The following is a 16,925-nucleotide window of genomic DNA, read 5'->3' as shown; positions in this document are numbered from 1 at the left end:
GAGCGCAGAGGCCCCGTCCATGCTCCACGTCGTCACGCCCTCGACCGTGTCCAGCCGCGCGACCACCAAGATCCGCAAGGTGCCGCGGGCGCTGATCGGGCATGGCTTCTCGATCCTCGCACCGGGGTCGATGGGCAGTTCGATCTACTGGCGGATGTTCATGGAGGTGTCTTTTCTGCGCTACCTCGCCGCGCTCAGCCCGTTCCCGATCCTGATCCTGCTGTTTCCCGACCTTGCCCTGCCGATCGGCCAGGCACCGGCGCTGATGTTCCTGATGGTCTATCTGGTCGAGACGCGGCTGCTGTCCGTCGACAACAAGGAGCGGCGCCAGCGCCTGATGCCCGAGGAAGAGGCCGAGCGGGGCGCCGATATCGCCAAGGCGCGCGGCCGCGAGATCCTGACGCGGATCGCGGCCAAGCGCGGGCTGAAGGCGGGTGCGCTGCACCTGGTGATCGAACAGTCGGCGCTGGCGCGGATCGCGCCCCTGACCATCGTCTCGGTGCAGACCGACATGCCCGAACCCCAGGTGCTCGACCTTGACGAGGACGAGCGGCAGTTGATCCGCGACATGCTGTTCGACGCCAGTTTCACCGAACAGCGCATGCATATCAGCAGCCTCGCGCTGGGCCGGTTCCTGCATGACGTAACGCTGGAAACCAGGGGCGTTTCGGCCCATGCCCGTCTCGAGGCGCTGGCAACGGCGTGACCTAGCGGCCGTTCGACCCGTAGAGCCCCTCGTAGATCGGGGCCAGGGTCTCGTGCTCGAACAGCGACGAGACAGAGGTGCCCTGCCAGATGTTCATGATCGCCTGCGCGAACAGCGGGGCCGTCGGCACGATGCGGATGTTCGGGCAGTCCTCTACCGCCTTGGTCGGCTGGATCGAATCCGTCACCACCACCGATTTCAGGCGTGAACCGGTGATGCGTTCCACCGCCGGGCCCGAGAAGACACCGTGGCTGATATAGGCGTGGACCTCCTCGGCGCCGCCCTCGATCAGCTTGTCGGCCGCCTTGCAAAGCGTCCCCGCCGTGTCGCACAGGTCGTCGACGATAAAGCAGATCTGGCCTTCGACCTCGCCGATCACGGTCATCTCGGCCACCTCGCCGGGTCGCGAGCGGCGCTTGTCGACGATGGCAAGCCCGGCGCCGATCCGCTGGGCCAGTTCCCGCGCCCGCGTCACCCCGCCGACGTCGGGCGAGACCACGGTGATCCGGTCGCAAAGCCCGTTGAACTGGTGCGCGATGTCCAGCGCAAAGATCGGCGAGGCGTACAGGTTGTCGACGGGGATGTCGAAGAAGCCCTGGATCTGCGCCGCATGCAGGTCCATCGTCAGGATCCGCTCGATCCCGGCCTCGGTCAGCAGGTTCGCCACCAGCTTGGCGCTGATCGGCGTGCGCGCCTTGGTGCGGCGATCCTGGCGGGCATAGCCGAAATAGGGGATCACGGCGGTGATACGTGCGGCGCTGGACCGGCGCAGCGCGTCGGCCATGATCATCAGTTCCATCAGGTTGTCGTTCGCCGGGTTCGACGTGGGCTGGATGATGAACATGTCCTCGCCGCGCACGTTCTCGTAGACCTCGACGAAGATCTCCTGGTCGTTGAACCGTTCGACCCGCGCATCCACGAGGCTGACATTCATCCCCCGGTGCATCGACATCCGCCGCGCGATGGCGGTGGCAAGCGGGCGGTTCGCGTTGCCCGAAATCAGCTTCGGTTCGTGGGTGTTGTGCATTAGGAGGATCCTCGGGGGCAGCGGATTCGTGACGGGCACGTGACGTTGACAGCGCTTACCACCCGGCTACGGTCTTGAAAACCTCGTGGCGTTCGGAGGCGGCAGGATGGCCCATATCGACTATTTCTTTTCGGTGATCTCGCCGTTTTCCTACCTTGCAGGCACAAGGCTGGAAGAGATCGCGGCACGGCACGGTGCCACGATCACCTACAAGCCGCTGGATGTGATCGCGCTGTTCGGGCGCACGGGCGGCGTGCCGCCCAGCGAGCGGCCGGAATGTCGCCAGGCCTACCGGCTGCAGGAAATCCGCCGCCAGGCGGCCAGGCGGGGTATGCCCGTGGTGCTGAAGCCCGCGCATTTCCCGGCCAATCCCGCACCCGCCTCCTATGCGATCATCGCCGCGCAAAAGGTCGGCGGCGGCGATCTGGGCGCGTTGGTGCACGGGCTGATGCGCGCCTGCTGGGCCGAGGACCGGGACGTGGCCGAGGACGCGGTGATCCGCGACTGCCTGGCTGCGGCGGGGTTCGATCCGGCACTTGCCGACAAGGGGCTGCTGGCGGGGGCCGAAACCTATGCGGCGACCCTGGAAGAGGCCGCCGCGCGCGGTGTTTTCGGCGCACCGTTCTATATCACCAACGGCGACGAACGGTTCTGGGGGCAGGACCGGCTGGAGGATCTGGACCTGCACCTGTCGGGCAGGCTCTAGCGCGGGGCGACGCGCCCCTCGCACAGCGCCTTGATCGCGGTCCGGTGCGCCGGTGCCGCGGTCAAGGCATCGGCCACCAGCGCGTCCGCCGCGTCCCGCAGATCCTCGGGCGGCACCAGCCGGTCGACCAACCCGAAGGCCAGCGCGTCCTCGGCATCCAGCCGCGCGCCACCCATCAGGATCAGCTTGGCCCGCGCCGGTCCCACCAGCGCCACCAGCCGCCCCGGGTCGGACGGCTGCGGCAGAAAGCCCAGCTTCATCACCGGATAGAAGAACCGGGCCCCCGGGACGGCCAGCCGCAGGTCGCAGGCCAGCGCCATCCCGAAGGCGCCGCCCGCCAGCGTGCCATTCAGCGCCGCCACCGTCAGCGCGTCCAGCGACGCAATCCGGCCCGAGACGCTTTCCCAGACCGGATCGGTGGCCAGCCCCGCGCGCGCCTCGTCCAGATCGGCGCCCGCGCTGAACACCTTGCCCGCCCCGGTGATCACCAGCGCCGCGATCCCCGCCCCCGCGGCATCGGCCAGGATATCGTCCAGATCGCCCAGCATCGCCCGGCTCAGCGAATTCGCCTTGTCGGGCCGGTTCAGGGTCACGGTCCACCGCGCGCCCGCCTTGTCCAGCGCGATCACGATGGCAGACCCACGCGGCGGCGGATGGCGCGTTCGCGCAGCGACACCTCCTGGCCCAGGAACTCGTCGGCATCGGCCGTGCACATCCAGAGCAGCGCACGGGCGGGCCATGCTGGCGGGATATGCTCGGACCAGTCCAGCCGGCTGACCGGGTTCACGCCGCTCTCGCGGACGGCCTTCTGCATGTCGGTCGCCACCGTGCCGGGCGACAGGCCCAGCGCCCGGATGCCCTGCGCCCGGCCTTCCAGGTCGGCGCAGCGGGTCAGCATCGCGGCCCCCGCCTTCGAGGTGCAATAGGCGCTCCAGCCCTCCATCGGGTTGTGGGCCGCGCCCGAGCTGATGGTCAGGATCGTGCCGCCGCCCATGGCCGCCATCACCGGCATCGCCGCGCGAAAGCCGTGGAACACGCCCTTGAGGTTGATGTCCAGCGCCTTGGCCCAGTCGGCCGGGTCGGCGTCCTGCAACCGCGCGATGGGTTCGATCACGGCGGCGTTGTTCACCAGAACGTCAAGCTGGCCGAACGCCTTGACCGCGGCGCGCACCGCGTCGGCGACCTGCGCGAATTCGGCCACATCACAAGGCAGCGCGATCGCCTTGCCGCCGATTTCCCGCGCGATCGACCCGATTGCGGCCTCGTTGCGGGCGGCCAGCGCCACATGCGCGCCCGCCTCGGCAAAGGCCCGCGCCGCCGCCGCGCCGATGCCGCGGCTTGCCCCCGTGATCAGAACGCTCTTGCCGGTCAACTCACCCATGTCACCCCCTCCACTCTGGCGTCTCGACGTCCTTTTCCTAGCCCAGCCGACCGGGGCAGGCCAGTGCAACGTGGCGTTGACTCCCCCCGGCCTTGGGCCGAAGCTGCGCCCAGGCATCCTGCCATGAAAGGGAACACATGCTGCTGCGCATTTCGGCCTCTGCCGGGGCCATTCTTGCCGCGCTGGCCGTCGCCGCTCCGGCCCGGGCCGACCTCACCGCCGAAGAGGTCTGGTCCTCGTGGCAGGCCGCGGCCGCGGGCTATGGCCAGACCGTCACGGGCACCGCGCGCCGGGAGGGCGACACGCTGACCGTCAGCGGCCTTGTCGCCACGGCGCAGACGCCGGACAACAGCGCGACGGTCTCGCAGAGCGGGGAGATCGCGTTCCGGGAACGCGGCGACGGGTCGGTGGAGATCGTGATGCCCGCCAGCTTTGGGATCACGCTGGACATGCGCCCCGCCGGGGGCAAGCCGTTGCTGGCCGAAATGTCGGTTGCGCAGGACGGCCTGTCGATGGTTGCCAGCGGGTCGCCCGAGGCGATCACCTACGATCTGTCGGCCGATGACGTGACGATGACGCTGGACCGGGCCGAGGTGGACGGCAAGCCGGTCGACGCCGAGGCGGTGACCGGAATCACCGGCATGACCGGCCGCTACAGCCTGACCGGGGGCGAGACGACCCGGCTGACCGGCGAGATCGCCGCCGCCGGTGCGCGTTTTGACGTTGCCGTGAACGTGCCCGAGGACAGCGTCAGCATACGCTATGCGGGCGAGGTCACCGACCTTGCGGGCCGCTCGGAGGCGGTGACGCCGCCCGGCATGGACACGACCCGGCTTGGCCAGATGCTGGCGGCCGGATTCGCATCCGAGGGGCGCGTGACCCACCAGGGCTTTGCCTATGCGATGACGGTAGCGGACCTTTCGGGCAGCACGGACGTTGCCGCGAGCTTTGAGTCGGGCGCGATCGACATCGCGCTGGGCGAGGACGCGATGGTCTATGACGTCCGCTCGGGCCCCGGGCAGATCACGATGAGCGGCCCGGCCCTGCCGCTGCCCCAGATCGACCTTGCCTTTGCCGACAGCGCCTTCCGGCTGAATCTGCCGATGGTCGAGACCGAGGACCCCGCCGATTTCGAACTGCTGACGCGCACCAGGGGGCTGACTGTCAGCGATGGCATCTGGGCGATGCTCGACCCCGCGGGCCAGTTGCCGCGCGATCCGGCGAATCTGGTGATCGACCTTGCCGGCAAGGCACGCTGGCTGGTGGACATCACCAATCCCGATGCCATGGCGGCCGCGACCGCCAACGCGCCGCCCGCAGAGTTGCACGAGTTGAACGTCAAGGATCTGCAACTGAGCCTTGCGGGCGCCGAACTGACCGGCAACGGCGCATTCGTCTTCGACAATTCCGACAAGATCACCTTTGACGGCGTCCCGAAACCCACGGGCGGGCTGGCGCTGAAGCTGGAGGGCGCGAACACCCTGCTGGACCGGCTGGTGGCGATGGGTCTGATCCCGCAGGACCAGGCGACCGGCATGCGGATGATGCTGGGCATGTTCGCCCGGCCCACCGGCGAGGCCGACACCATGACCTCGCAGATCGAGGTCACCCCGGACGGCCAGGTTCTGGCGAACGGGCAGCGGCTGCGCTGACGGCCCCGGGGCACTGCGCGGACTTGCGCGCGCGGTGCCCGCGGCCTACCTCATTGCTGGTCCACAGCCGGAGTCCCCATGCCCGACAGCTTGCAGAGATTGACCGAGGCGCTGCTTGACGCCGCGCTGAAGGCGGGCGCCGACGCGGCCGACGCGCTGGCCGTGGGCGAGGCATCCCTGTCGATCGACGTGCGCGGCGGGCGGCTGGAACAGGCCGAGCGCGCCGAAAGCACGGAAATCGGGTTGCGGGTTCTGATCGGGCGGCGGCAGGCCTGTGTCTCGTCCTCGGACACGCGTGACAGCACGCTCGCCGAGATGGCCGCCCGTGCCGTTGCCATGGCGCGCGAGGCGCCCGAGGATCCGACCGTGGGGCTGGCCGATCCGGGCCAGCTTGCGCAACACGCGGATATCGCCGCGCTGGAACTTGCCGATCCCGCGCCCGAGCCTGACCCCGCGGCGCTGGAAGAGGATGCCCGCCGCGCCGAGGCGACCGCGCGCGCCGTTTCCGGCATCACGCAGATCGAGTCGGCGGGGGCGGGCTATAACCGGCAAAGGCTCTATCTCGCCGCAACCAATGGATTCGCGGGCGGCTACGCGCGGACCAGCCGTACCACCTCCTGTGTCGCGATCTGCGGCGAAGGGACGGGGATGGAGCGCGACTGGTGCCATGAATCGCGCGTCTTCCAGGCCGATCTGCCGTCCCCCGAAGAGATCGGCCGCATCGCGGGCGAACGCACCGCCGAACGGGCTGCCCCGCGCCGGCCGAAAACCGGCGCCTACCCGGTGCTGTACGACGAAAGGGTGGCGGCCTCGCTGATCGGGCACCTGCTGTCGGCGATCAACGGCACTGCCATCGTGCGCGGCGCGTCCTGGGCGCGCGGCCTGATGGGTGAGGCGGTGTTGCCCGACGGGCTTTCGCTGGTCGCCGAGCCGCACCGGCCGCGAATCCCGGGCTCGCGCCCCTTCGACGGCGAGGGGCTGGCGACCGCGCGCCGCGCGCTGGTCGAAAACGGCGTGCTGGCGGGCTGGGTGCTGGACCTCGGCACCGCGCGCAAGCTGGGGATGGACAGCACCGCGAATGCCGCGCGCGGCGTGTCCTCGCCGCCCTCGCCCTCGGCGGGGAATGTCACGCTGACGCCGGGCACGCGCTCGCGCGAGGATTTGATCGCCGAGATGGGCACCGGGCTTCTGGTCACCTCGATGATCGGCAGCACGATCAACCCGACCACGGGCGACTATTCCCGCGGTGCCGCGGGATTCTGGGTCGAGAACGGCCGGATCGTCTATCCGGTCAACGAATGTACCATCGCGGGGCAACTGCCCGACATGCTGCGCCGGATCCTGCCCGCGAACGACGCCCGGGATCACAAGTCGCACCGTGTGCCCAGCCTGCTGGTCGAGGGGCTGACGCTTGCCGGCGACTGACCTTGCGCTGTTGACCGAGGCGGCAGAGGCCGCCGGCCGGATCGCCGAACGCCACTGGAAACGCACGCTGAAGACCTGGGACAAGCCCGGCCACCAGGGCCCGGTGACCGAGGCCGACCTGGAAATCGACGCCATGCTGCGCGAGCGGCTGACCGCGGCCCGCCCCGGCTATGCGTGGCTGTCCGAGGAAACCGAGGATACGCCTGCGCGTCTGGATGCCCGGCGCCTCTTTGTGGTGGACCCGCTCGATGGTACCCGCGCCTTCATCGCGGGGGACCCCACCTTCGCCCATGCGCTTGCGGTGGCCGATGCCGGGCGGGTGGCCGCCGCCGTTGTGTTCCTGCCGATCCGCGGCGAGATGTACGCCGCGACCCTGGGGGGCGGGGCCACGCTGAACGGCCAGCCGATCCGGGCCAGCGGGCGCGCCCGGCTGGACGGCGCGGCGGTGTTGACCGCGCGGCCCGCGCTTGATCCGTGCCACTGGTCCGGGCCGCCGCCCCGGCTGCGCCGGTCGCTGCGCGCCTCGCTCGCCTACCGGTTGTGCCTGGTGGCCGAGGGGCGGTTCGACGCGATGCTGACGCTGCGGGACAGCTGGGACTGGGACACCGCGGCGGGCAGCCTGATCGCCACCGAGGCGGGCGCGCGGGTGACCGACCGGCGCGGCGCGCCGCTGGTCTTCAACACCGAAAGCCCGGTCTCGGCCGGGATCATCGCCGCGCCCGCACCGATTCATGACGAGGTGATGGCGCGGCTTGCCTGACGCCCGTTGCCCTTTCGCGGCGCCCGGGCTTGGTCTAGGGTGGCGCCCGATTGCAAGCGATACCCGGAGGCATGACGATGACCCAACGCCTGCACCTCGTGTTCGGTGGCGAGTTGGTCGACCCCGGCCGGACGGTGTTCCGTGACGTGGACAACATCCACATCGTCGGCATGTTCCCCGACTACGCCAGCGCCCACGAAGCCTGGAAGGCCGAGGCCCAGCGCACCGTCGACAATGCCCACATGCGCTACTTCATTGCCCATATCCATCGCCTCCGCGACGAGGAGTCCGAGGCCGGGCCGACCGAGGAACTCGGGGCCTGAGCGGGACGCACATGGCAAGGGACGCGGCAGAGCAGGGCGCACGACCCCAGGGCCCGGTGGTCTGGCTGCACGCGCCGCCGCCGCTGGAACGGGCCGCAGCCGCCGAACTGATCCGCGCGCTGCATGCCGAGCGCGCCGGCCTTGGGTTCCTGGTGACCGACACCGGGGCAGCGCCCGACTGGACCGGGGGGCTCGGTCGGCTGCCCGGTCTGCACCTTGCCGCCGCACCGCGCGAGACCGGCCGGCAGGTGACCGACTTCCTCGCGGCCTGGCAGCCCACCATCGCCATCTTCTACCCCGAGACCCTGCCGATGACCGTGGCGACCCAGGCCCATGGCCGCCGCACCATCCTGTTCCTGATCGCGCGCGAGCTGCCCGAAAGCTGGCGCACCCGCTGGCGCCTTGGCACCAATCCGACGCGCCGCGTGTTGCGCCGCTTTGACCGGGTCTTTGCCCAGAGCCGGGCCTGTGCCGACCAGATGAAGGCGATGGGCGTGTCCCAGGTACAGCTCAGCCCTTGCGGCCCGCTGTCCGAGGGCAGCGCGGTGCTGCGCTGCAGCGAGGCCGAGCGCGAGGCGCTGGCCCGGCTGATGGGGGGGCGACCGGCCTGGCTTGCGGCCTGCACCCGTCGCGCCGAAGAGCCGGTCGTGGTCGCCGCCCATTCGGCTGCCATCCGGCAGGCCCACCGGCTTTTGCTGTTGCTTGCCCCGGACGATCCCGCCCGGGGGCCGGCGCTGGCCCGGCGGCTGAGGGACGAGGGCTGGGCCGTCACCCTGCGCTCGGAGGACGAGGAGCCGGAAACGGAAACCCAGATCTACGTCGCCGATACCGAGGGCGAACTGGGGCTCTGGCTGCGGCTTGCGCCGGTCACCTTTGTCGGCGGCACGTTTGCGGCGGACGGGGGCCCTGACCCTTACCACGCGGCGGCGCTGGGCTCTGCGATCATCCATGGGCCCGCTACCGGGGGGCATCCCGCGCATTACCGCCAGCTTGCCGCCGCCGGGGCCGCGCAACTGGCCCGCGACGAGCACGAACTTGCCGAGGCGGTTGCCGACCTTCTGTCGCCCGATCGCGCCGCCGAGTTGGCCAGCGCCGCCTGGGCTGTCTCGACCGAGGGCAGCACTGCCACCGAGCGCGTCGTGCGGCGCATGCTGGAGGCGCTGGATCTGGCGGAGGCGGGCTGATGCGCGCGCCCGGCTTCTGGTTCGACCCGCCCGACCGGCCGGGAATCGCCGCCCGCGCGCTGGCGCCGCTGGCCGCGATCTATGCCCGCGGCACGGCGCGGCGGCTGGCCCGCGTCACGCCCGCCCGCGTCGGCGTGCCGGTGATCTGCGTCGGCAACATCAATGCGGGCGGCACCGGCAAGACACCCACGGTGATCGCGCTGGCGCTGCGGCTGATGGCGCGGGGGGTGGCGGTCCATGTCGTCAGCCGCGGCCATGGCGGGCGGATCGAGGGGCCGGTCCGGGTCGAGGAGCGCCGCCATTCCGCCGCGGATGTGGGTGACGAACCACTTTTGCTGGCGGCCTTTGCGCCGACCTGGATTGCGCGGGACCGGGCGGCAGGCGCGCGCGCGGCGGTGGCCGCCGGGGCGCAGGCGATCCTGATGGATGACGGCTTTCAGAACCCGTCGCTGGCCAAGGATCTGGCCATCGTGGTGGTGGATGCCGCCAGGGGATTCGGCAATGGCCGGGTGATCCCGGCCGGCCCCCTGCGCGAACCCGCGGCGGTGGGCCTTGCCCGGGCCGATCTGCTGCTGTCGATCGGCCCGGGGCCGGCGCAGCGGCATTTCGAGTCAACCTGGGGGGAGGGTCTGAACCTGCCGCGGCTGACCGGTGCGCTCCGGCCGCTTGAGACGGGCATGGACTGGGCCGGGATGCCGGTGCTGGCCTTCGCCGGGATCGGCCACCCCGAGAAGTTCTTTGCCACGCTCGAGGGGCTGGGCGCGCGCCTGCTGCGGGGCGAGGCGCTGGAGGATCACCAGCCGCTGACGCCTGCCTTGATGGCCCGGCTGGAAAACGAGGCAAGGCTGCTTGGCGCGCAGATGGTCACCACCGAAAAGGACGCGGTGCGCCTTCCGCCGTCCTTCCGGCGACAGGTGCTGACCCTGCCCGTGCGCCTGGAAATCGACGATTGGACCGAAATAGAGACTGCTTTCGACCGGCTGGGGCTTACCGGCGGCTGAGCCTTTCACGGATCGCCGCCCCGTGTTCGTCAAGCCGGGGCGCGGCATGGTCAAGCGAAAGCCCGGCGTCGGAAAAGCGGATCGGCGTGCGGACGCCGGGCACGCCGTCGCGGTCCACCACCATCTCGCGGTGGACGATCTGCGGGTCGGCAAAGACCTCGGCCATGTTGTTGATCGGCCCGGCGGGCACGCCCTGAGCCTCGCAGGCGGCCAGAAGGTCGGCCTTGGCGAAACCGCTGATCGCCGCGCCCAGCCGGCCGGTCAGTGCGGCGCGGTGCGTGACGCGGTCGGCATTGGTGGCAAAGCGCGGATCGCCCGCCAGATCCGCCAGGCCCAACAGGCCGCAAAGCCGGGCGAACTGCCCGTCATTGCCGACCGCGATGATGATAAACCCGTCGGCGCAGTCGAACACCTGGTAGGGGGCAAGGTTCGGGTGGGCGTTGCCCATCCGCTGCGGCGCCTGCCCCGTGGTCAGGTAGTTCATCGCCTGGTTCGCGGTGATCGCCGTCGCCACGTCCAGCAAGGCCATGTCGATCTGCTGACCCCGGCCCGTCGCCTGCCGCTGGTGCAGCGCCGCCAGAATCGCGGTGGCGGCATAGACCCCGGTGAAGATGTCAGTGACCGCCACCCCCACCTTCTGCGGCTGGCCGTCCGGTTCCCCGGTGATCGACATCAGCCCGGACATGCCTTGGATGATATAGTCATAGCCCGCCCGGTGGGCATAGGGCCCGGTCTGCCCGAAGCCGGTGATCGAACAGTAGATCAGCCGCGGATTGAGCCGGGACAGAGACGCATAGTCGAGCCCGTACTTGGCCAGCCCGCCCACCTTGAAGTTCTCGATCACCACGTCCGCCCCGGCCACGAGGTCGCGCACCAGCGCCTGCCCCTCGGGGTCGCGGAAGTCGCAGGCGATCGACTGCTTGCCCCGGTTGCAGGCGTGGAAATAGGCCGCCTCGCGCGTTCCGTCGCGGTCCACGAAGGGCGGGCCCCAGCGGCGCGTGTCGTCGCCCTCGGGCGACTCGACCTTGATGATCTCGGCGCCCAGATCGGCGAGAACCTGACCCGCCCAGGGGCCGGCCAGGATGCGCGCCAGTTCGACGACCCGAAGGCCCGCAAGCGGGGCGGCCATGGGATCAGCCGGCAAGTTTCTCGTCGAGGATCTTCTTGAGATCGCGATAGCGCATGTTCTTGTAGAGCTGCCCGTCGATCACCAGCGCGGGCGTGCCCGTCACGCCCGCCTTCGCCGTCGTCTCGGCCGAGTGATCGCGCAGCGCGGTGGCCAGCGCCGCATCGCTCAGGCAGGCTTCCATCTGGTCGTCGGCCAGCCCCGCGGTGCGCCCGATCTGCCGCAGGTTTCCAGCAGTCTTCTGGGGATCCTTGGGGTCGATCCAGTCCCGCTGCTTCTCATACAGCATCGAGACGATCCCGAAGAACCGCGTCTCGCCGCCGCAACGCGCCAGCAACCCGGCCCAGATCGCGTAGGGGTCCCAATAGACCTCGTGATAGGTGAAATGCACCTTGCCGGTGTCGATATACTCGGCCTTGAGCTTCTTGAAGACCTCGTCATGGAACGTCCCGCAATGGCCGCAGGTGAACGAGGCGAATTCCTCCAGCTTGATCGGCGCGCCGGGGTCGCCAAGGGTGAAGGGGGCGACCTGCGCGACCTCCTGCGCCTGCGCGGCGGAAATCGGGCCCAGCGACGGCGCGGCGGTGATCCAGAGCCCGCCAAGCGCGGCAAGCGCGGTCAGGCCAAGCGAAAGCGACAGAGTGCGGAACATCGGACAGGTCTCCCTAGGGTTTGGGGCGGGATAGGACGTTTCGGCCCAGGGCTTCAAGGGCGGCGCGCAACCCGGTGTCCTGCACCTCGCCCGAAAGCTCCGAGGCGCGGTCAAGGACGGCTGGTTCGGGCGCGCGCGGGGCTGCCTTCGGGGCGGGGGCGAACTCTGCCTGACCCTCGGCGAACCCGGTGGGGGCGGTCTGGGTCAGGCGGATGCGGGCGATCGCGGAATAGCCGTAGCAGGCGTTCACCTTCGCGCGGATCGTCTCTTTCTGCATCTCCAGCAGGGGCGCGTTGGCGCCGCTGGTCAGGACCGTCAACGTCGCGCCGAACCCCTCGCGGCCATATTTCACGTCGACGGGGCGGCAGATGCGCGCGATGTCCTCGCCCACGATCTCGGTCCAGTGGGTCAGCACGCGCGCGACCGCAAAGCCGCGCTTCTCGCCCACCTTGCGGATGCGCGTGCTCAGCAGCGACGCGGTGCGCTCGAACCCGCGCATGCGGCGCGTCTGGGTGTCGGAGGGTCCGGCCATGCCTGTCCTTTGCCTTGCCTGCAGCTAGCTTAAGCGGCAGGACGGCGGGCAGCCAGACAAATGACCGGGGCGGGAAAATAAAGATTGCGTGACGCAGAGGTGAGCCGGAACCTGCTGGACTGGTACGACGTCCACGCGCGCGACCTGCCCTGGCGGATCGGGCCGGCGGCGCGCGTTTCGGGTGTCCGGCCCGACCCCTATGCGGTCTGGCTGTCCGAGGTGATGCTGCAACAGACCACGGTGGCGGCTGTGCGCGACTATTTCCACCGCTTCACCGCGCGCTGGCCGGATGTCACCGCGCTGGCCGCGGCCGAGGATGCGCAGGTGATGGGTGAATGGGCGGGGCTTGGCTATTACGCCCGCGCGCGGAACCTGCTGAAATGCGCCCGCGCGGTGGCCCGCGACCATGGCGGGCGCTTTCCGGACACGCGCGAGGGGCTGCTGGCGTTGCCCGGAATCGGCCCCTACACGGCTGCCGCCATCGCCGCCATCGCCTTCGACCGGCCCGAAACCGTGGTCGACGGCAATGTCGAGCGGGTCATGGCCCGGCTCTTCGCGGTGGAAACGCCCCTGCCCACAGCCAAGCCCGACCTCACCGCGCTGGCCGCCCGGCTGACGCCGGCCGAACGGCCAGGTTGCCACGCCCAGGCGGTCATGGATCTCGGCGCGACGATCTGCACCCCGCGCAGCCCGGCCTGCGGCATATGCCCGGTCATGGCGGCCTGCGCGGGCCGGGCCCGGGGCATCGCGGCGGACCTGCCCCGCAAGCTCCCCAAGGGGGTGAAACCCACGCGGTTGGGCCTGGCCTATCTGGGCCGCCGCACAGATGGCGCCTGGCTTCTGGAACGGCGTCCCGATCGCGGTTTGCTCGGCGGCATGCTGGGCTGGCCGGGCACGGATTGGGCCGAAACAGAGCCTGTTTCAGCGCCCCCTGCCGTGGCCGACTGGCGCCCGCTGGGGGCTGAGGTGCGCCACACCTTCACCCATTTCCACCTGCGCCTGGCGCTCTGGGTCGCCGACCTGCCCGCCGACTGCGCGCCCGCGCGGGGCGCGTTCGTGGACCGGCACGATTTCCGCCCCTCCGACCTGCCGACCGTCATGCGCAAGGCCTTCGACCTGGCCCGCGGCGGTTTCGCCAGCGATTGAGCCATCCCGGCCCTTCGCGCTATACAGGCCCCGGAACGGGCGCGCGCAACCATGGGACGATACGGATGACCGAGACAGCTCCCCATTTCCGCCTGCGCTCCGCGCTGCCGTTCTGGATGTCGCTGGGCATGATCCCGCTCGCGCTGATCGGCGCGGCCTTCGGCGGCTGGACGCTGATCCTGCTGCCGCTGTACGGCTGGCTGTCGGTCACGGTGCTGGACGCGGTGCTGGGCCTGAACGAGACGAACCCCGACCCCGACACGCCAGAGTCCGATCTGTTCTGGCACCGCCTGATCACGCTGATCTGGTTCCCCATCCAGTTCGCCACGATCTTCGGCCTGCTATGGTGGGTCACCCACACCGACCACCTGTCACCCTCAGAGACCGTCGCGCTTTTCTTCGGTGTCGGCGTGATCTCGGGGACGGTCGGCATCGTCTATGCCCATGAACTTTTGCACCAGCGCACGCGACTGGAACGCTGGCTGGGCGATCTGCTGCTGGCAAGCGTGCTCTACAGCCATTTCCGGACCGAACACCTGCTGGTTCACCACCCTCATGTCGGTACCCCGCGCGATGGCGTGACCGCGCGCTACAACGAGGGGTTCCACCGCTATTTCTGGCGGGTGCTCCGCACCGGCTTGCCCTCGGCGTGGCGCGCCGAACGGCTGATGCTGGCCCGCGCCGGCCGCCCCGTCTGGCACCGCTCGAACCCGTTCTGGCGCTATGGGGCGCTGCAACTGGCGATGGCCGCGCTTGCGCTCTGGATCGGCGGGCTGGCCGGGCTCGGGCTGCTTGCCTGGCAGGCGTTCATCGCCATCTGGCAACTGGAGCTGACCAACTATGTCGAACATTACGGCCTGACCCGCCGCTACCTCGGTGACGGAAAATACGAACATGTCCAGCCGCATCACAGCTGGAACGCCGCGCATACCGCGTCGAACTGGCTGCTGATCAATCTGCAACGCCATTCCGACCACCATTTCAAACCGCAGCGGCGCTTTCCGCTGCTGCAGACCTATGCCGAGGACAAGGCGCCCCAGTTGCCGCTGGGCTATCCGGCGATGACGGCGCTTGCGATGATCCCGCCGCTCTGGCGCCGCCGGATGAACCCCAGGGTCCGCGCCTGGCGGCGGAAATACTATCCAGGTGTCCGGGACTGGACACCTTACCGCGAGGCCAGCCTGCCCTGGCCTGCGGGCAGTTGAACCGAGGATACCGCCCGCACGCGCCTGTGCTTCTTCTTGGCTGAAATATTCCGGGGGGGTCGGGGGGCAGCGCCCCCCGCCCCATCGGCCTGGGCCCCGCCCCGCAGAAGGGGCCGTGCGCCTGCCCTAGCGGATCAGCACTGGCGCCTTGCCGACATAGGTCCCTTCCTGGGCCGCATGCACGAGGAAATGCGCGACATCCCCGCGCGAGATCAGGCCGTTGCGCCAGGTGTCGGGTTCGACCAGGACCTCGTAGGAATGGCTGGCCGGGCGGTTCATCAGGATGCCCGGCCGCGCGATCGTCCAGTCGAGATCGGACTCGCGGATCAGATCCTCCTGCACGTCCTTGTCGGCATAGGCCCGGCCCAGAAGTGCCTTGAACGGGATCTTCTCGACCGTGCTCATCCTGGCCTTGCTGTCGCCCGCGCCAAAGCCCGTGACGGCCAGCAACCGTTTCACCCCCGCCGCCGCCATCGCCGGCAACAGCACCCTTGTCGCGTCCGAGAACAGCGTGGTGCGGCCGAGGCCCTGCATTGTCTTGGGCAGGCCAAGCGTCACGATCACTGCGTCGACGCCTTTCAGCGCGGCCGCCACGTCCGCGGCGTTGCACGCGTCGCCGTTGATCTTTTCAAGCTTGTCGTCCTCGATGCCGATCTGCTCGGCGCTGCGCGCGAAGGCGCGGACGTGGTGGCCGTGTTGCAGGGCATGGCGCACGGTCTCCAGACCGATGCCCCGGCTCGCTCCGATCACAAGTATTCGCATGTGTCACCTCCATTTCCCTGAAGGTAGGTACGATTTCCGGGATTCCGAGGTGGGGCGCACATTCCGGGGCCCGAAACCGAAAAAGGCCCCGCCAAGGGCTGGCGGGGCGAGGTGTGCCGGCGGCTGGGGACCGCTGGCACAGGCGGTAAACCCTGGAAACCTAGTGGGGGCGACCGTTCATCTCGGCGCGGATCTGCTGGCGCAGGAAGTCGATGGGCACCATCTTGCCCTCGCGGCGGAAATGCCAATAGGTCCAGCCGTTGCAGGAGGGCGCGCCTTCCAGTGCCGCGCCCACCTGGTGGATCGACCCGGTCATGGCATCGCCCACCAATGTTCCGTCGGCGCGCACCTTGGCGGTCTTGCCGCGCGGCGAGACCAGCACCTCGCCCGGGCGCAGCATGCCGCGTTCGACCAGTTGCCCGAACGGCACCCGCGGTTCGGCGCGTTTCGACGCCGAGACCATCAGCGCCTCGCGGTCGTATTTCCGCACGCGGGCCAGCCGTGCCTCGGCCACCTTGCGATAGCTTTCCTCGCGCTCGATCCCGATGAAGTCGCGGCCCAGCATCTTGGCCACCGCGCCGGTGGTGCCGGTGCCGAAGAACGGGTCCAGCACCACGTCGCCCGGGTTGGTCGTGGCCACCAGAACCCGGTGCAGGAGCGATTCCGGTTTCTGCGTCGGATGCGCCTTGTCGCCGTTGTCGTCCTTCAGCCGTTCATGGCCGGTGCAGATCGGCAGCACCCAGTCGCTGCGCATCTGCACGCCCTCGTTCAGCGATTTCAGCGCCTCGTAGTTGAAGGTGTATTTCGCGCCCTCGGACCGCGAGGCCCAGATCAGCGTCTCGTGCGCATTGGTCAGCCGCTTGCCCTTGAAGTTCGGCATCGGGTTCGACTTGCGCCAGACCACGTCGTTCAGCAGCCAATAGCCCTGGTTCTGCAACTCGGCGCCGAGCCGGAAGATGTTGTGATAGCTGCCGATCACCCAGATCGCGCCGTGGGGTTTCAGAACGCGGCGCGCGGCGGCCAGCCAGTCGCGGGTGAACCGGTCATAGGCGGCGAAACCATCGAACTGGTCCCAGTGGTCGTTGACCGCGTCGACCTTCGAATTGTCGGGGCGGTGCAGCTCGCCGCGCAGTTGAAGGTTGTAGGGCGGGTCGGCAAAGATCAGGTCGACGCTGGCCTCGGGCAGGCCATTCATCACCTCGATGCAGTCGCCGGGCAAAATCCGGTTGAGCGGGAGCGTATCCGCCCCCTTCGCCTTTGTCATTTCGTGTCACTGCCTCTGATGCCGCGTCCGTTTGCGGACGTCGTTCTGTCGCCTCTCAATCTGAGTCAAAGGC

At 69.5% G+C, this 16,925-nt stretch carries 18 protein-coding genes; 10 read left to right on the top strand and 8 right to left on the bottom strand.

The window, feature by feature from the left end; all coding sequences use genetic code 11:
• The first annotated feature begins 19 nt into the window (after positions 1-19).
• Entirely contained in the window at positions 20-706 is a 687-nt protein-coding gene (locus EV655_RS02525) for a hypothetical protein (protein WP_132541355.1), read from the top strand.
• Position 707: 1 nt separating this feature from the next.
• Here the strand turns inward: EV655_RS02525 and EV655_RS02520 are convergent, their stop codons facing one another.
• Positions 708-1,733, bottom strand: coding sequence for a ribose-phosphate pyrophosphokinase (locus tag EV655_RS02520; RefSeq protein WP_132541352.1), 1,026 nt, complete (start codon positions 1,731-1,733; stop codon positions 708-710).
• A 106-nt stretch (positions 1,734-1,839) separates the two neighbouring features.
• Here EV655_RS02520 and EV655_RS02515 point away from each other — a divergent pair, with 106 nt between their 5' ends.
• A complete protein-coding gene (locus EV655_RS02515) occupies positions 1,840-2,439 on the top strand; it encodes a 2-hydroxychromene-2-carboxylate isomerase (protein WP_132541349.1) in 600 nt (199 codons plus the stop codon).
• Here EV655_RS02515 and EV655_RS02510 read toward each other — a convergent pair.
• On the bottom strand, positions 2,436-3,068 hold the full coding sequence (locus tag EV655_RS02510) for an enoyl-CoA hydratase/isomerase family protein (protein ID WP_243644965.1): 633 nt from the start codon (positions 3,066-3,068) through the stop codon (positions 2,436-2,438). The two genes, EV655_RS02515 and EV655_RS02510, sit on opposite strands and share 4 nt — an antisense overlap.
• The gene (locus tag EV655_RS02505) at positions 3,065-3,820 is read right to left on the bottom strand and encodes an SDR family oxidoreductase (RefSeq protein ID WP_132541343.1); all 756 of its coding nucleotides are present in this window, start codon (positions 3,818-3,820) and stop codon (positions 3,065-3,067) included. Before EV655_RS02505 ends, EV655_RS02510 begins: the two co-directional genes overlap by 4 nt.
• A 137-nt stretch (positions 3,821-3,957) precedes the next feature.
• On the opposite strand from EV655_RS02505, the gene EV655_RS02500 reads away from it, so the two are divergent.
• From EV655_RS02500 to lpxK, 6 genes are all read left to right on the top strand, one after another.
• Positions 3,958-5,472, top strand: a complete 1,515-nt coding sequence (locus tag EV655_RS02500; RefSeq protein WP_132541340.1) for a DUF2125 domain-containing protein — start codon at positions 3,958-3,960, stop codon at positions 5,470-5,472.
• Between the two features lie 78 nt (positions 5,473-5,550).
• Positions 5,551-6,897 carry a TldD/PmbA family protein gene (locus EV655_RS02495; RefSeq protein WP_132541337.1) on the top strand — a complete coding sequence of 449 codons (1,347 nt, stop codon included), beginning with the start codon at positions 5,551-5,553 and terminating at the stop codon, positions 6,895-6,897.
• Positions 6,884-7,657 carry an inositol monophosphatase family protein gene (locus tag EV655_RS02490; RefSeq protein WP_132541334.1) on the top strand — a complete coding sequence of 258 codons (774 nt, stop codon included), beginning with the start codon at positions 6,884-6,886 and terminating at the stop codon, positions 7,655-7,657. The genes EV655_RS02495 and EV655_RS02490 overlap by 14 nt, the downstream gene beginning before the upstream one ends.
• A 77-nt stretch (positions 7,658-7,734) precedes the next feature.
• The gene (locus EV655_RS02485) at positions 7,735-7,980 is read left to right on the top strand and encodes a DUF4170 domain-containing protein (RefSeq protein ID WP_132541331.1); all 246 of its coding nucleotides are present in this window, start codon (positions 7,735-7,737) and stop codon (positions 7,978-7,980) included.
• A gap of 11 nt (positions 7,981-7,991) precedes the next feature.
• On the top strand, positions 7,992-9,164 hold the full coding sequence (locus EV655_RS02480; RefSeq protein WP_132541328.1) for a 3-deoxy-D-manno-octulosonic acid transferase: 1,173 nt from the start codon (positions 7,992-7,994) through the stop codon (positions 9,162-9,164).
• On the top strand, positions 9,164-10,165 hold the full coding sequence (lpxK, locus tag EV655_RS02475) for a tetraacyldisaccharide 4'-kinase (protein WP_132541326.1): 1,002 nt from the start codon (positions 9,164-9,166) through the stop codon (positions 10,163-10,165). Before EV655_RS02480 ends, lpxK begins: the two co-directional genes overlap by 1 nt.
• Here the strand turns inward: lpxK and EV655_RS02470 are convergent.
• From EV655_RS02470 to EV655_RS02460, 3 genes are read right to left on the bottom strand one after another with little or no spacing between them, the layout of a single operon-like run.
• Complete coding sequence (locus EV655_RS02470; RefSeq protein WP_132541323.1) at positions 10,152-11,294, bottom strand: CaiB/BaiF CoA transferase family protein; 1,143 nt, start codon at positions 11,292-11,294, stop codon at positions 10,152-10,154. The genes lpxK and EV655_RS02470 overlap by 14 nt on opposite strands.
• 4 nt (positions 11,295-11,298) lie before the next feature.
• Complete coding sequence (locus tag EV655_RS02465; RefSeq protein WP_132541320.1) at positions 11,299-11,943, bottom strand: thioredoxin domain-containing protein; 645 nt, start codon at positions 11,941-11,943, stop codon at positions 11,299-11,301.
• A 13-nt stretch (positions 11,944-11,956) separates the two neighbouring features.
• Positions 11,957-12,475, bottom strand: a complete 519-nt coding sequence (locus EV655_RS02460) for a DUF721 domain-containing protein (RefSeq protein ID WP_243644964.1) — start codon at positions 12,473-12,475, stop codon at positions 11,957-11,959.
• 84 nt (positions 12,476-12,559) lie between these two features.
• On the opposite strand from EV655_RS02460, the gene mutY reads away from it, so the two are divergent.
• Positions 12,560-13,621 carry an A/G-specific adenine glycosylase gene (mutY, locus tag EV655_RS02455; RefSeq protein WP_132541317.1) on the top strand — a complete coding sequence of 354 codons (1,062 nt, stop codon included), beginning with the start codon at positions 12,560-12,562 and terminating at the stop codon, positions 13,619-13,621.
• A 65-nt stretch (positions 13,622-13,686) separates the two neighbouring features.
• Entirely contained in the window at positions 13,687-14,826 is a 1,140-nt protein-coding gene (locus tag EV655_RS02450; RefSeq protein ID WP_132541314.1) for an alkane 1-monooxygenase, read from the top strand.
• Positions 14,827-14,952: 126 nt separating this feature from the next.
• On the opposite strand, the gene EV655_RS02445 is transcribed toward EV655_RS02450, so the two are convergent.
• Together EV655_RS02445 and EV655_RS02440 are read right to left on the bottom strand one after the other, a co-directional pair.
• Entirely contained in the window at positions 14,953-15,588 is a 636-nt protein-coding gene (locus EV655_RS02445) for an NAD(P)-dependent oxidoreductase (RefSeq protein WP_132541311.1), read from the bottom strand.
• 160 nt (positions 15,589-15,748) lie between these two features.
• Positions 15,749-16,852: a site-specific DNA-methyltransferase gene (locus tag EV655_RS02440; protein ID WP_132541309.1), complete on the bottom strand. Its 1,104-nt coding sequence runs from the start codon at positions 16,850-16,852 to the stop codon at positions 15,749-15,751.
• Between the last annotated feature and the right edge of the window lie 73 nt (positions 16,853-16,925).

The sequence above is a fragment of the Rhodovulum euryhalinum genome, from assembly GCF_004342445.1.
GTDB lineage: Bacteria > Pseudomonadota > Alphaproteobacteria > Rhodobacterales > Rhodobacteraceae > Rhodovulum > Rhodovulum euryhalinum.
Note: the sequence above shows the minus strand (reverse complement) of the source record. Positions and strands in the feature narration are given on the sequence as shown.